At 46.5% G+C, this 15,381-nt stretch carries 13 protein-coding genes and 1 tRNA gene; all 14 read right to left on the reverse strand.

What is annotated here, in order from left to right; genetic code table 11:
* A partial coding sequence (locus J3999_RS11710) for a GTP-binding protein (RefSeq protein ID WP_010791028.1) occupies positions 1-95 on the reverse strand: 95 nt, incomplete at its 3' end.
* A 65-nt stretch (positions 96-160) separates the two neighbouring features.
* Positions 161-2,272 carry an elongation factor G gene (fusA, locus tag J3999_RS11715; protein ID WP_208128073.1) on the reverse strand — a complete coding sequence of 704 codons (2,112 nt, stop codon included), beginning with the start codon at positions 2,270-2,272 and terminating at the stop codon, positions 161-163.
* 66 nt (positions 2,273-2,338) lie between these two features.
* A complete protein-coding gene (gene rpsG, locus J3999_RS11720; protein ID WP_173284022.1) occupies positions 2,339-2,812 on the reverse strand; it encodes a 30S ribosomal protein S7 in 474 nt (157 codons plus the stop codon).
* Positions 2,813-2,882: 70 nt separating this feature from the next.
* The gene (rpsL, locus tag J3999_RS11725; RefSeq protein WP_173284021.1) at positions 2,883-3,254 is read right to left on the reverse strand and encodes a 30S ribosomal protein S12; all 372 of its coding nucleotides are present in this window, start codon (positions 3,252-3,254) and stop codon (positions 2,883-2,885) included.
* Positions 3,255-3,392: 138 nt separating this feature from the next.
* Positions 3,393-7,619, reverse strand: coding sequence for a DNA-directed RNA polymerase subunit beta' (gene rpoC / locus J3999_RS11730; RefSeq protein WP_208128074.1), 4,227 nt, complete (start codon positions 7,617-7,619; stop codon positions 3,393-3,395).
* Positions 7,619-11,677 (reverse strand): DNA-directed RNA polymerase subunit beta, encoded by a 4,059-nt coding sequence (gene rpoB, locus J3999_RS11735; RefSeq protein ID WP_208128075.1) that lies wholly within the window; start codon positions 11,675-11,677, stop codon positions 7,619-7,621. The genes rpoC and rpoB overlap by 1 nt, the downstream gene beginning before the upstream one ends.
* 184 nt (positions 11,678-11,861) lie before the next feature.
* Positions 11,862-12,233 (reverse strand): 50S ribosomal protein L7/L12, encoded by a 372-nt coding sequence (gene rplL / locus J3999_RS11740; protein ID WP_173284018.1) that lies wholly within the window; start codon positions 12,231-12,233, stop codon positions 11,862-11,864.
* A 52-nt stretch (positions 12,234-12,285) separates the two neighbouring features.
* Positions 12,286-12,783, reverse strand: coding sequence for a 50S ribosomal protein L10 (gene rplJ / locus J3999_RS11745; protein ID WP_173284017.1), 498 nt, complete (start codon positions 12,781-12,783; stop codon positions 12,286-12,288).
* A gap of 183 nt (positions 12,784-12,966) precedes the next feature.
* Positions 12,967-13,656, reverse strand: a complete 690-nt coding sequence (gene rplA / locus J3999_RS11750) for a 50S ribosomal protein L1 (RefSeq protein ID WP_173284016.1) — start codon at positions 13,654-13,656, stop codon at positions 12,967-12,969.
* 4 nt (positions 13,657-13,660) lie between these two features.
* Positions 13,661-14,089 carry a 50S ribosomal protein L11 gene (rplK, locus tag J3999_RS11755; RefSeq protein ID WP_208128076.1) on the reverse strand — a complete coding sequence of 143 codons (429 nt, stop codon included), beginning with the start codon at positions 14,087-14,089 and terminating at the stop codon, positions 13,661-13,663.
* 63 nt (positions 14,090-14,152) lie between these two features.
* Complete coding sequence (nusG, locus tag J3999_RS11760; protein ID WP_208128077.1) at positions 14,153-14,686, reverse strand: transcription termination/antitermination protein NusG; 534 nt, start codon at positions 14,684-14,686, stop codon at positions 14,153-14,155.
* A 2-nt stretch (positions 14,687-14,688) separates the two neighbouring features.
* On the reverse strand, positions 14,689-15,072 hold the full coding sequence (secE, locus tag J3999_RS11765) for a preprotein translocase subunit SecE (RefSeq protein ID WP_208128078.1): 384 nt from the start codon (positions 15,070-15,072) through the stop codon (positions 14,689-14,691).
* A 66-nt stretch (positions 15,073-15,138) separates the two neighbouring features.
* Positions 15,139-15,215 (reverse strand) — tRNA-Trp (locus tag J3999_RS11770).
* A 55-nt stretch (positions 15,216-15,270) separates the two neighbouring features.
* The coding region (locus J3999_RS11775) for a hypothetical protein (protein ID WP_208126953.1) at positions 15,271-15,381 on the reverse strand (111 nt) is incomplete at its 5' end.

The following is a 15,381-nucleotide window of genomic DNA, read 5'->3' on the forward strand; positions in this document are numbered from 1 at the left end:
AGAGCCGCAGTAAGAGTTGTCTTACCATGGTCAACGTGACCGATAGTACCTACGTTTACGTGCGGTTTCGAACGTTCAAACTTTTCTTTTGCCATTAGATTAATACCTTTGTAACGGGCGGCAAAACCGCCCTGGATTAAAGTTTAAAAGTTAAATTAAGTTATTCGCCTTTTTTAGAAGCAGCGATGATTTCTTCTTGGATGTTCTTAGGCGCTTCAGCGTACTTCAAGAATTCCATGCTGTAGTTAGCACGACCCTGAGTCAAAGAACGCATTTGGTTTGAGTAACCAAACATCTCTGAAAGCGGTACTTCTGCCTTAACAGACTTACCAGTCGGGATATCATCCATGCTTGAAACCATACCGCGACGGCGGTTTAGGTCACCAATGATATCACCCATATACTCTTCAGGGGTAGTAACTTCAACTTTCATTACTGGCTCAAGAACGACTGGGTTTGCTTGTGCAACACCGTTCTTGACACCCATGCTCGCTGCTACCTGGAACGCCATTTCGTTCGAGTCAACATCGTGGTATGAACCATCGATAAGCTCGACAGAAACATCAACCATTGGGAAGCCTGCAACAACACCAGCTTCAAGCTGCTGCTTAGCACCCTTCTCAACTGCACCGATGTATTCACGAGGAACAGCACCACCAACGATCGAGTTGATGAATTCAAAGTTAACCGCTTCAGAATCAGGATCAAGCGGCTTGATCTTGAACACAACGTGACCGTATTGACCGCGACCACCAGACTGACGTACGAATTTACCTTCGCACTCAACCGCTGAACGGATCGTTTCACGGTAAGAAACCTGAGGAGCACCAATGTTCGCTTCAACTTTGAATTCACGCTTCATACGATCAACGATGATATCCAGGTGAAGCTCACCCATACCAGAAATGATCGTCTGATTGGTTTCTTCATCAGTGTGAACACGGAAAGATGGATCTTCTGCCGCAAGCTTCTGCAAGGCGATACCCATTTTCTCTTGGTCAGCTTTAGTCTTAGGCTCGATTGCGATCGAGATAACCGGCTCTGGGAATTCCATACGCTCCAGGATAACTGGGTTATCGATGTCACATAGAGTATCACCAGTAGTCGTGTCTTTAAGACCTACCGCACACGCGATATCACCAGCACGCACTTCTTTGATCTCTTCACGAGAGTTTGAGTGCATCTGCAGGATACGACCAACACGTTCACGCTTCTGTTTAACTGTATTCATTACTGGAGAACCAGCAGCCAGAACACCTGAATAAACACGGAAGAAAGTTAGCGTACCAACATAAGGGTCAGTCATAACTTTAAACGCAAGAGAAGCGAAAGGCTCATCATCAGTTGAGTGACGCTCAACTGGAGTACCGTCTTCCAACTCACCTTTAATCGCAGGAACATCAGTCGGAGCAGGCATAAGTTCGACAACCGCATCTAGCAGAGTTTGAACACCTTTGTTTTTGAAAGATGAACCACAGAACATCGGAACGATTTCTACATCGATACAACGCTGGCGGATACCTGCTTTAATTTCTTCTTCAGACAGGTCACCTTCTTCAAGGTATTTATCCATCAATTCTTCAGAAGCTTCAGCTGCTGTTTCAACAAGTTTTTCACGCCATTCTTCACACTCATCTTGCATCTCTGCAGGAATGTCTTCATAGCGGTATTCCATACCCATGTTCTCTTCTTCCCAGTAGATCGCTTGCATTTTTACAAGGTCAACAATACCGCGGAAAGAATCTTCAGCACCGATAGGTAGCTGCATAGGAACTGGTTGTGCACCTAGACGGTCAGTAACCATCTGGCAAACATTCAAGAAGTTTGCACCTGCACGGTCCATTTTGTTTACGTAACCCATACGAGGTACGCCATACTTATCAGCCTGACGCCATACAGTCTCAGACTGAGGCTCAACACCTGATACAGAACAGAAACAAGTAACAGCACCATCAAGTACACGTAGAGAACGTTCTACTTCGATTGTGAAGTCAACGTGTCCCGGAGTGTCAATGATATTGATACGGTGCTCAGGGAATTGACGACCCATACCAGACCAGAAACAGGTTGTCGCAGCAGAAGTGATTGTGATACCACGTTCTTGCTCTTGTTCCATCCAGTCCATTGTTGCACCACCATCGTGAACCTCACCAATTTTGTGAGAAACACCGGTGTAATACAGGATACGCTCGGTTGTGGTTGTTTTACCCGCATCGATGTGGGCCATAATCCCAATGTTGCGGTATCTATCTAGAGGGGTAGTACGTGCCACTTTAAATAACCTTTAACTAAAAACCAAAAATAAAGGCCCTTAAAAAGGGCCTCCATTAGCAGATGATTACCAACGGAAATGAGAGAAAGCTTTGTTCGCTTCTGCCATTCTGTGAGTATCTTCTTTCTTCTTGACTGCTGAACCGCGCCCTTCAAGAGCGTCACCCAATTCACCTGCCAAGCGAAGCATCATGCCTTTTTCGCTACGCTTACGCGCGGCTTCAACGATCCAACGCATCGCCAACGCCATTTTACGCTCAGGACGTACTTCGACTGGAACTTGGTAAGTAGCACCACCAACACGACGAGATTTAACCTCGACCATAGGTCCTACAGCTTCAAGCGCATCTTTCAATAGAGCAGCATGCTCGCCGCCGTTTTTACGTTCAACTAGAACATCTAGCGCATCGTAAACGATTTTTTCAGCAACGGATTTTTTACCGCTAACCATAATCATGTTAACGAATTTCGTTAACGTCACATCTCCAAACTTCGGATCAGGTAGTACCTGACGCTTTGGAATTTCTCTTCTTCTTGCCATTCTTAACTCTTCCGGTATAAATGTAACACTAATATTGCAAAACGTATGTTAAAGGATCGTTATCAAACGATTACTTTGGACGCTTTGCACCGTACTTAGAACGACCTTGTTTACGATTAGCAACACCAGCGCAGTCAAGAGCACCGCGAACTGTGTGATAACGTACACCAGGCAAATCTTTAACACGACCACCACGGATAAGAATAACCGAGTGTTCTTGCAGGTTATGACCTTCACCACCAATATAGGAAGCAACTTCATATCCGTTCGTTAAACGTACACGCGCAACTTTACGTAGAGCAGAGTTTGGCTTTTTAGGGGTTGTTGTATAAACACGCGTACAAACACCACGACGCTGAGGACATGCCTGTAACGCTGCAACATTTGAAACTTTACGCTTATCTTTACGCGGCTTACGCACCAACTGGTTAATAGTAGCCATTCAATTTCTCCAAATTTGAGATTTACTCTTACACATAAACGAAGCTGTAGGCCAAAAAAATTGACCTACGTATAAGGAGAGGGAATTTTAGTGATGTAATTTTAATAAGTCAAGCCTTAACTGCTTGAAATTATTTAATTAAACATCAACCTCTTCATTCCCTTCCATCACTTCCAGCATTTCATCACTGACGATTTCATCGTCAACCGGATCGTGATCCGCATTCAAAAACGCCTTCAATTCTTCGGCCGACTTCTCGCTCGCGGCACGGCGCGCTTTATGATAAGCGAAACCAGTACCGGCCGGAATCAGACGACCAACGATAACATTCTCTTTCAGACCGACCAGCGTATCACGCTTACCGGAAACTGCCGCTTCTGTAAGAACTCGGGTAGTTTCCTGGAAGGATGCCGCCGAAATAAACGATTCGGTCGCAAGAGACGCTTTGGTAATACCAAGTAGCACGCGCTCGTAAGAGGCTTCAATCTTACCTTCTTCACGCGCTTTTTCGTTCAACTCAAGCACTTTCGAGTACTCAGCCTGCTCACCACGGATCAGACCGGTATCACCTGGGTTCTTAACTTCAACTTTACGCAACATCTGACGAACGATGGTTTCGATGTGCTTATCGTTGATCTTAACCCCTTGCAGACGGTATACATCCTGAACTTCGTCAACAATGTATTCCGCCAGTTTTTCAATACCCAACAGGCGAAGAATGTCGTGTGGATTAGGATTACCTTCAACCACAACATCCCCTTTCTCAACGCGCTCACCTTCGAACACGCTGACAGTACGCCATTTAGGAATCAATGTTTCATAAACTTCGCCGCTATCCTGAGTGATTGTCAGACGTTGCTTACCTTTAGTTTCTTTACCGAATCCGATAACACCGGCAACCTCGGCCATAATCGAAGGCTCTTTCGGTTGACGCGCTTCGAACAGGTCAGCCACTCGAGGCAGACCCCCGGTGATATCCTTGTTCTTAGAAGATGCTTGCGGAATACGTGCCAGTACGTCACCACGACCGATCTTATCGCCACCCTGAACAACAACAATTGAGTTTTCAGGCAGGTAGTAGATCGCCGGAGTCTGGGTACCAGGGAAACAAATCGATTCGCCTTTTTCGTCAACCAGCTCGATGTACGGACGTACTTCCTTAGCAACGGAAGAACGTTCTTTGGCATCTTTAACCACACGAGAAGTCAAACCGGTAATTTCGTCCAGACGCTCTTCAACGGTTCCTTCGAAGTTACCGAAGTTGATAATACCTTCAGCTTCAGTGATAACCGGGTGAGTATGCGGATCCCAGTTAGCAAGTACATCACCTGCTTTGATCGCACCACCGTCTTCAACATTCAAGATCGAACCATAGTTCAACTTATAGCGTTCCTGCTCACGACCGGACTCGTCCATTACAGATACTTCACCGGAACGGGAAGTAACAACAATCTGACCTTCCGAGTTTTTCAGGGTCTTCAGGTTGAACCACTTAACAGTACCGGTATGCTTAACTTCGACCGAGCTCTGCGCTGCAGAACCGGAAGCGGTACCACCGATGTGGAAGGTACGCATGGTAAGCTGAGTACCCGGTTCACCGATTGACTGTGCAGCCATAACACCGACAGCTTCACCCATATTCACCAGGTGACCACGCGCAAGGTCACGACCGTAACACTGCTTACAGATACCGAAGCGCGTTTCACACGTCATAGGTGAACGAACGAATACGTGATCCACACCACTGTTGTCGATCAGATCCGCCAACTGCTCATCGATTACCGTATTCACCGGAACCAGCAACTCGCCGCCAGCCGTCATAACATCTTGCGCAGTCACACGTCCAAGTACGCGGTCACGTAGAGATTCGATGATATCACCACCTTCAACGTGAGCCGACATGCGGATACCGGTATCGGTACCACAATCGTCTTCAGTAACAACCACATCCTGAGCAACGTCTACCAGACGACGCGTCAGATAACCGGAGTTAGCGGTTTTAAGCGCCGTATCCGCAAGACCTTTACGTGCCCCGTGCGTCGAGATGAAGTACTGAAGTACGTTCAGACCTTCACGGAAGTTTGCCGTGATCGGTGTTTCGATAATCGATCCGTCCGGCTTGGCCATCAGACCACGCATACCACCTAGCTGACGCATCTGCGCAACGCTACCACGAGCCCCGGAATCCGCCATCATGTATACAGAGTTGAATGAAGTCTGCTCAACTTCCTCACCCTCTTTATTGATAACCGTTTCAGTCTGTAGCTCTTCCATCATCGACTTGGTAACCACTTCATTCGTGTGCGACCAGATATCAACAACTTTGTTGTAACGCTCACCTTCGGTTACCAGACCTTGCGAGAACTGGTTCTGAATCTCTTCAACCTGTGCTTCTGCACGATCGATGATTTCCGCTTTCGAATCCGGAATCAACATGTCATCCGAACAGAAGGATAGACCCGCTAGAGTCGACCATTTGAAACCGGCATACATTAGCTGGTCGGCAAAGATAACGGTCTCTTTCGGCCCTAACTTACGGTAACACTCGTTCAATACCTTAGAGATATTCTTCTTGGTCAAGTTCGTATTGATCATGTCAAACGACAATCCACGCGGAAGAATACGGCTCAAAAGTGCACGACCGGCAGTCGTTTCAACGATACGAGTACCGGCAGTTTCGGTACCTTCGTCATCAACAACGACTTCGTTGATCTTCATTTTGATCTTGGTGTGCAAGTGAACTTCTTTCGCATTCAGAGCACGATCCACTTCCTGCCAGCTTGCGAAGACCATACCTTCACCCTTCGCATTGATACGCTCACGGGAGATATAGTACAGACCCAGTACAACGTCCTGAGAAGGTACGATGATTGGATCACCGTTTGCAGGTGAAAGCAGGTTGTTGGTCGACATCATCAAAGTACGTGCTTCAAGCTGCGCTTCCAATGATAGTGGTACGTGTACCGCCATCTGGTCACCATCGAAGTCGGCGTTGAATGCAGAACATACCAGTGGGTGCAGGTTAATCGCTTTACCTTCGATCAGTACCGGCTCAAATGCCTGAATACCAAGACGGTGAAGTGTCGGTGCACGGTTTAGCAGTACCGGATGCTCACGGATAACCTCATCCAGAACGTCCCATACTTCCGGCAGACCCAGCTCAACCATTTTCTTAGCCGCTTTGATGGTCGGAGCCATACCGCGCTTCTGCAGTTTAGAGAAGATAAATGGCTTAAACAGTTCCAACGCCATTTTCTTCGGCAGACCACACTGGTGCAGACGCAGAGTCGGACCAACCACGATTACTGAACGACCTGAGTAGTCAACACGCTTACCAAGCAGGTTTTGACGGAAACGACCCTGCTTACCTTTGATCATATCGGCCAAAGATTTAAGCTGACGCTTGTTGGTACCGGTAACCGCACGACCGCGACGACCGTTATCCAGTAGCGAGTCAACAGACTCCTGCAGCATACGCTTCTCGTTACGTACGATAATGTCCGGCGCCATAAGATCTAGTAGACGCTTCAGACGGTTGTTACGGTTGATAACACGACGGTAAAGATCGTTCAAATCCGAAGTCGCGAAACGACCACCATCCAGCGGTACTAGAGGACGAAGCTCTGGCGGAAGAACCGGCAGTACGTCAAGAATCATCCACTCAGGCTTGTTACCGGACTGAAGGAAAGACTCGATCAACTTAAGACGCTTAGACAGTTTCTTCTGTTTGGTTTCAGAGTTGGTGTTATCCATCTCGGTACGCAGATGTTCCGCTTCATACTCAAGATCGATAGACTGAAGCATCTTCTTGATCGCTTCCGCACCCATTTGCGCTTCAAACTCGTCGCCGTGCTCTTCAAGAGCATCCAGATACTCTTCTTCAGACAGCAACTGCCAAGGCTCAAGCGGAGTCAAACCAGGATCGGTTACCATGAAAGCTTCAAAGTAAAGAACCGCTTCGATCTCTTTCAGAGTCATATCCAGCATCAAACCGATACGTGAAGGAAGAGACTTCAGGAACCAGATATGTGCAACGGAAGTCGCAAGGTCGATATGACCCATACGCTCACGACGCACTTTAGATTGAGTAACCTCTACACCACACTTCTCACAGATTACACCGCGGTGCTTCAAGCGCTTGTATTTACCACACAAGCACTCATAGTCACGGATAGGTCCGAAGATTTTGGCACAGAAAAGACCGTCACGCTCTGGCTTGAAAGTACGGTAGTTAATGGTTTCTGGCTTTTTAACTTCGCCGTAAGACCATGAACGAATTTTTTCAGGTGAAGCAAGAGATACCTTAATGGCATCGAAATCACTGCTTACATTTTGCTTTTTAAGAAAACCAATTAGATCTTTCATTAATCTTGCTCCAACTCAATATCAATACCCAGTGCACGAATCTCTTTGCGTAGTACGCTGAAGGATTCAGGCATACCAGGTTCCATATATTCGTTACCGTCAACAATGTTTTTATACATACGTGTACGACCGTTCAAGTCATCCGACTTAACCGTAAGCATTTCTTGAAGCGTGAAGGCAGCACCGTAAGCTTCAAGTGCCCACACCTCCATCTCACCGAAACGCTGTCCACCGAACTGCGCTTTACCACCCAGCGGCTGCTGAGTAACCAGCGAGTAAGGACCGGTCGAACGTGCGTGCATCTTATCGTCAACCAAGTGGTTCAGTTTCAGATAGTACATATAACCAACGGTTACCGGACGATCAAACTCTTCACCGGTTAGACCGTCAAACAGTTTCATCTGACCCGATTCAGGCAGATCTGCAAGACGCAACAACGCTTTGATCTGATCTTCCGAAGCACCGTCAAATACCGGCGATGCAAGCGGCACACCTTTACGCAGGTTCATTGCCAACTCTGTAATCTCGTCATCAGAGAAGCTGTCCAGATCAACGTTCTGACCTTGCGTTTCGTTATAGATCTTATCCAGGAAGCCACGAATTTCCGCAATATCCTTCTGCTGCTGAATCATGTCATTGATCTTAGAACCAAGACCTTCAGCCGCCAGACCCAAGTGTACTTCCAGAATCTGACCAACGTTCATACGCGATGGTACACCCAGTGGGTTCAGACAGATATCAACCGGACGTCCGGTTTCATCAAACGGCATATCTTCAACTGGAGCAATGCGCGAGATAACACCTTTGTTACCGTGACGACCGGCCATTTTGTCACCAGGCTGGATGCGACGTTTGATCGCAACATAAACCTTAACCATCTTCGAAACACCCGGAGCCAGATCGTCACCCTGAGTAAGCTTCTTACGCTTCTCTTCGTACGCATCATTAAAGGCTTTACGCTTGTCTTTCAGATGTGATTCAAGCACTTCCAACTGATGCATCATGTCTGCATCGTCAACATTCAGACCGAACCAACGCTCAGACGGAACCGTGTCAAGGAATGCTTCGTCGATCTTAGTACCGTCAACCAGCTTGTGACCAACCAGCATGCCGCGCAGACGACCGATAGTATCGGCTTCAAGGATCTTGTACTGCTCGTCAATGTCTTTGCGAATGTGCGACAACTCTTCTTCCTGAATCGCCAATGCACGCGCATCTTTCTGGACACCTTCGCGAGTGAACACCTGAACATCGATAACCGTACCTTCAACACCTTTGGTTACGCGCAAAGAGGTATCTTTAACATCAGACGCTTTCTCACCGAAAATGGCGCGCAGCAGTTTCTCTTCTGGAGTCAGCTGAGTTTCACCCTTAGGAGTCACTTTACCGACCAGAATATCACCCTGTTTAACTTCCGCACCGATGTGCACGATACCGCACTCATCCAGACGAGCCAGAGCCGCTTCACCAACGTTTGGAATATCCGCAGTAATTTCTTCAGGCCCAAGCTTAGTATCACGTGCCAGACAGGTCAGCTCTTCGATATGGATTGTTGTATAACGATCTTGCTGAACAACACGCTCGGATACCAGGATCGAATCCTCGAAGTTGTAACCGTTCCAAGGCATGAACGCGATACGCATGTTTTGACCAAGCGCCAATTCACCCAGGTCAGTCGAAGGACCGTCGGCCATAACGTCACCGCGCTTAACCTTATCACCGGCTTTAACAACCGGACGCTGGTTAATACAGGTATTCTGGTTAGAACGCTGATACTTAACCATGTTGTAAATATCAACACCTGATTCACCTTCGTTGATCTCTTCCTGGTTAACACGTACTACGATACGCGCTGCATCAGATGAAAGAACTTCACCACCACGCTCTGCAACAACCGTTACACCAGAGTCGATCGCAACCGTCTTCTCGATACCGGTACCAACTAGTGGCTTCTCAGCACGCAGGTTAGGAACCGCCTGACGCTGCATGTTTGCCCCCATCAGGGCACGGTTAGCATCATCGTGTTCAAGGAACGGAATCAGTGCCGCAGCAACCGAGACGATCTGCTTAGGTGATACATCCATATAGTCAACATCCGCAGATGAAGACAGAGTAAATTCGTTTTGATGACGTGCAGAAACCAGGTTATCGACAAACTTACCGTCCGCATCCAGGTTTGCAGATGCCTGAGCGATTACGAATTGCGCTTCATCGATTGCCGAAACGTATTCGATCTCTTCAGTTACTTTACCGTCAACAACTTTACGGTATGGCGTCTCAAGGAAACCGTACTCGTTAGTTTTGGCATAGATCGCCAGGGTGTTGATCAAACCGATGTTTGGCCCTTCAGGCGTTTCGATCGGACAAACACGACCATAGTGTGTAGGGTGTACGTCACGCACCTCGAAACCGGCACGCTCACGAGTAAGACCACCTGGCCCAAGAGCCGATACACGACGCTTGTGCGTAACTTCGGAAAGCGGGTTAACCTGATCCATGAACTGCGACAACTGCGAAGAACCAAAGAACTCTTTGATTGCTGCAGAAACAGGCTTGGCGTTAATCAGGTCTTGTGGCATCAGGCCATCAGACTCTGCTTGGTTCAAACGCTCTTTAACTGCGCGCTCAACACGTACCAGACCGACACGGAAAGCGTTTTCAGCCATTTCACCTACGGCACGGATACGACGGTTACCCAAAGTATCGATATCATCAATGGTGCTTAGACCGTTACGAATATTGATCAACTCGCGAATAACATCAATGATGTCTTCTTTTTCAAGAACTGCGCTTCCCTGGTTCTCTTTACGACCAAGACGACGATTCAACTTCATACGACCGACGTTTGACAAGTCATAACGCGCTTCATCGAAGAACAAGCTTTCGAATAGAGCCTGTGAAGATTCCTGTGTCGGTGGCTCGCCAGGACGCATCATGCGATAGATTTCCATCTGCGCTTCAGTTGCAGAAGTAGTGCTATCCAAGTTCAAAGTATCGGAAACATAAGGACCATTCTCTAGTTCATCGATATACAGAACCTTAATTTCAATACCGGTGATGTTCGAGATTTTAGCGATCGTATCAGCAGTCAGCACTTCGTTTGTACGCGCAACCAATTCTCCGGTTGACTCGTCAACAATACCTGAAGCCAGGACCTTACCTAGCAGGTAATCCGGAGTAACAGCAACCTGTTTGATACCGGCCGCATCAACTTGCTTAACAGTACGAGCGGTAACTTTCTTACCTTCTGCAACCAGAACTTCGCCATCATGCTCAAGATCGAACGGCATCTCTTTACCTTTGAACTGGGCAATATTGAAGTCCAGCATAAAGGCGTCTTTAGTGACATGGATCGAATTGGTTTCGGTAAACAGACCAAGAATATCTTCATTGCTGTAACCCATGGCGCGAAGCAATACGGAAACCGGAAGCTTACGGCGACGGTCGATACGAGTAAACAGACAGTCATTGTGATCGAACTCGAAATCCAACCATGAACCGCGGTAAGGAATAACACGGGCATTGAACAACAATTTACCGGAGGTATGCGACTTACCTTTATCGCTATCGAAGATAACACCTGGAGAACGGTGCAACTGAGTCACGATAACACGCTCAGTACCATTGATAACGAAGGTTCCGTTATCGGTCATAAGAGGAATATCACCCAGATAAACCTCTTGCTCTTTCATATCCTTAACAGGACGTTTACCAGCCGGTGCATCTTTATCGTAGATGACCAGACGCATTTTCACGCGTAGAGGTGCAGCGTAAGTAACACCACGCTGCTTACATTCTTTAACATCAAACTCAGGCTGACCCATGTGATAGCTCACATACTCAAGATCAGCTGTACCAGCTACACCTTCAATCGGGAAAACCGATGAAAAAGCGGCATGCAGACCCATGTTCTGACGTTCTGCAGGTTTCTTTTCTAATTGTAGAAAATCGTGGAAAGAGCCCTTCTGCAAGGATAGCAGGTAAGGTACTTCAAGAATCGACGGGCGCGTCGCAAAATCCTTACGGACGCGTTTCTTTTCGGTTAAAGAGTAAGTCATCGTTTACCTCGACGATAAGATTGTCAGAAGTTTCGTAACAATCTGTTACTGAATAAAATGCATAAAACTGTGGTAGCTGTTATCCACAAGTTACTAACACACTTTTACACACTGTTAAAACGAGAAAAGGCCGGTGTTTGAAACACCAGCCAATTCTTGCTGAAAACCAGCTTGAAATACGAAATTACTTGATTTCGACTTCAATACCAGCATCTTTAAGGTCTTTAGCCATAGCTTCTGCTTCTTCTTTAGAAACACCTTCTTTAAGAGTGAAAGGCGCGCCTTCAACAGCTGCTTTCGCTTCTTTAAGACCAAGACCAGTTGCACCACGAACAGCTTTGATCGCAGCAACTTTGTTGTCACCAGCACCAGTAAGAACAACATCAAATTCAGTTTTCTCTTCAGCGCCCGCGCCAGCGTCACCAGCAGGACCAGCAGCAACCATAGCAGCTGCAGAAACACCGAATTTTTCTTCCATTGCTTCAACTAGTTCAACAACTTCCATTACAGACATGTTTGCAACGGCTTCTAGAATATCATCTTTAGATACAGACATTGTAATCTCCAAATTTTTTTAAATGATAGTATTAAATTTAAATAAACAATAATTAAGCTTCGGCTTCTTTTTGTTCTTTGATCGCAGTAAGTGCGCGAGCAAGTTTTGCAACAGGCTCTTTCATAACAAATAGAAGTTTCGCAACCGCTTCATCGTAAGTAGGCAGAGCAGCAACCTGCGCTAGAGAACCTGCATCCATTACACCTTCACCGATAGACAGTGAACGAACAACTAGAGCGTCGTTATCTTTCGCAAAGTTTTTGAAAACACGCGCCGCGTTACCCAACTCTTCACCAGAGAAAGCGTAAACAAGCGGACCAGTAAAGGTCTCAGCCATGTCTTCAAATTTCGTACCTTGAAGTGCACGACGTGCAAGTGTGTTTTTAACAACACGAACCTGAACGTTTGCTTTACGCGCTTCAATACGAAGGTTGGTCATTTGCTCTACAGTCAAACCACGATATTCAGCTGCGACGACTGAACCAGCTTCTGCAGCAATTGCAGCAACTTCTTCAACGACTTGCTTTTTATCTTGAATATTGAGTGCCATATAACCTCCAAAACAGTTCGATAGTGGCCTATCAAACCGGTCCATCTACGTAGGCTTATTACGATTAAGAATGCGCCTTGCATTCACCTACGGTCTGCGATGGGCACTCGCGAATCAATACTGATTTTCGGAGACCCAATTCGCAAATAATGCCTGCACCAAATTTAATTGGCGCACACATCATTATAGAGACGACTGATCAACAGTTAGGCCAGGGCCCATAGTTGAAGAGATAGTCACTTTCTTGATGTAAGTCCCTTTAGCAGAAGCAGGCTTCGCTTTAACAAGGTCATCCACCAAGGCATTTAAGTTTTCTTTCAGCTTGTCAGCGTCGAAAGCAACGGTACCGATAGAAGCGTGGATAATACCAGACTTGTCGGCACGGAAACGAACCTGACCGGCCTTGGCTTTTTTGATTGCGCCAACAACGTCAGGAGTAACAGTACCAGTCTTAGGGTTAGGCATAAGACCACGAGGACCTAGAACCTGACCTAGCATACCAACAACGCGCATCGCATCTGGAGAAGCGATTACAACGTCGAAATCCATCATTCCGCCTTTAACTTCGGCAGCAAGCTCGTCCATACCGACGAAATCCGCACCCGCTTCTTTAGCTGCTTCAGCATTTGCTTCACCAGTAAACACAGCGATACGTACATCTTTACCAGTACCGTTAGGCATAACAGTCGCACCACGTACAACCTGGTCAGATTTACGAGGATCGATACCCAAACGGATAGCAACATCAACAGACTCGGTGAACTTAGCAGTTGCAAGATCTTTAACTAGGTTAAGACCTTCAACGATGTCATATGATGCATTGCGGTCAACTTTTTCCGCAAACAGCTTTTGCTTTTTAGTTAGTTTTGCCATCGTATTAGTCCTCTACATTCAAGCCCATTGAACGAGCAGAACCAGCGATAATCTTAACCGCTGCATCCAGATCGTTTGCATTCAAATCAGCCATTTTAGTGTTGGCAATTTCTTCAAGCTGCGCGCGAGTAACTGTACCCACTTTATTCATGTTAGGAACCGCAGAACCTGATTTAATACCAACAGCTTTCTTAAGAAGAATTGACGCTGGAGGAGTCTTAGTTACGAATGTAAATGACTTATCGCTATATACAGTAATGATTACCGGAATTGGAAGACCGTTTTCCAAGCTCTGAGTTTGAGCATTGAACGCCTTACAGAATTCCATAATGTTAACACCGTGCTGACCTAGAGCAGGACCAACCGGTGGACTAGGGTTTGCACTACCAGCTGGAACTTGCAGCTTAATATAGCCAGAGACTTTTTTAGCCATGATTTTCTCCTAGATTGGGTCAAACGCTTTTTACAGCTCCCCGTTTAAACAATCAGAACTTAATTAGTTCTTTTCTACTTGGGTGAACTCAAGTTCAACCGGCGTAGAACGTCCAAAAATAAGTACTGATACTTGAAGTTTGTTTTTGTCGTAATCCACGCCTTCAACAACTGCTTCGAAGTCTTTAAAAGGTCCGTCGATAACGCGAACCATTTCGCCCGCTTCATAGATAACCTTAGGACGTGGTTTATCGGTATTGGTATTTACGCGCTGAAGGATACGATCCACTTCCTTCTGCGTAATCGGCGCTGGACGGTCAGATGTACCACCAATAAAGCCCATAACATTCGGAACACTTTTAACCAAATGCCATGTATCTTCATTCATATCCATCTGCACTAAAACATAACCAGGAAAGAACTTACGTTCACTGGTACGTTTTTTACCATCACGGATCTCAACCACCTCTTCGGACGGCACAAGAATATCACCGAATTGGTGACCTAAACCCGCTCGCTCAATATACTCAGCCAAGCTTTTCTGTACTTTCTTTTCATACCCTGAATAAGCATGAACGACATACCATCTTTGCGCCATTCTTAACCACCCTGTCCTGTTAATAGCTTGACCGCCCATAAGAAGAACATGTCAACCAACCATAAAAAGATTCCCATCAGAATTACAACCACAAATACAATCAGCGTCATCTGAATGGTTTCTGGACGGGTCGGCCAGACTACCTGGCGTACTTCACGCTTGGCGTGAGACAGATATTGAAACCAGCTTCTACCGATAGTTGTTTGGTAAAAAATAAATACAGCAACTGCGGCTCCCGCTACTACGCCTAGAACACGCACTACGGCATGCATTTGGTCAAAAGTGTAATAACCGGCAAGCGACAGAATCAATACTGCCAATGAAGCAACCAATTTAATCGTATCTAACGATGAACGGGCGCCCTGTGAACTTTGTTCTTTACTCATAAAATCTATCAGCTTAGGTAAAAAAACGACCCGCACTTAGTTAAAAGTGCAGGTCGTCATGAAATATGGCAGGGGTAGAGGGATTCGAACCCCCAACACCCGGATTTGGAATCCGGTGCTCTGCCAATTGGAGCTATACCCCTGGAGCTATTCACAAAAAAAGCGCATTATACAGCGCTTTTCTTGCTTTGACAAGTGTTACTCGATGATTTTCGCAACAACACCTGCACCTACGGTACGACCACCTTCACGGATAGCGAAACGTAGACCATCAGACATCGCGATTGGAGCGATCAGTTCAACAGTCAT

Source organism: Thiomicrorhabdus sp. 6S3-12 (genome assembly GCF_017571475.1).
Classification (GTDB): Bacteria; Pseudomonadota; Gammaproteobacteria; order Thiomicrospirales; family Thiomicrospiraceae; genus Thiomicrorhabdus.

Bases quoted from the DNA above. Each gene is read 5' to 3' on its own strand.
- rpsG (WP_173284022.1), bottom strand. From the start codon at position 2,812: ATGGCAAGAAGAAGAGAAATTCCAAAGCGTCAGGTACTACCTGATCCG.
- rpsL (WP_173284021.1), bottom strand. From the start codon at position 3,254: ATGGCTACTATTAACCAGTTGGTGCGTAAGCCGCGTAAAGATAAGCGT.
- rpoC (WP_208128074.1), bottom strand. From the start codon at position 7,619: ATGAAAGATCTAATTGGTTTTCTTAAAAAGCAAAATGTAAGCAGTGAT.
- rpoB (WP_208128075.1), bottom strand. From the start codon at position 11,677: ATGACTTACTCTTTAACCGAAAAGAAACGCGTCCGTAAGGATTTTGCG.
- rplL (WP_173284018.1), bottom strand. From the start codon at position 12,233: ATGTCTGTATCTAAAGATGATATTCTAGAAGCCGTTGCAAACATGTCT.
- rplJ (WP_173284017.1), bottom strand. From the start codon at position 12,783: ATGGCACTCAATATTCAAGATAAAAAGCAAGTCGTTGAAGAAGTTGCT.
- rplA (WP_173284016.1), bottom strand. From the start codon at position 13,656: ATGGCAAAACTAACTAAAAAGCAAAAGCTGTTTGCGGAAAAAGTTGAC.
- rplK (WP_208128076.1), bottom strand. From the start codon at position 14,089: ATGGCTAAAAAAGTCTCTGGCTATATTAAGCTGCAAGTTCCAGCTGGT.
- nusG (WP_208128077.1), bottom strand. From the start codon at position 14,686: ATGGCGCAAAGATGGTATGTCGTTCATGCTTATTCAGGGTATGAAAAG.
- secE (WP_208128078.1), bottom strand. From the start codon at position 15,072: ATGAGTAAAGAACAAAGTTCACAGGGCGCCCGTTCATCGTTAGATACG.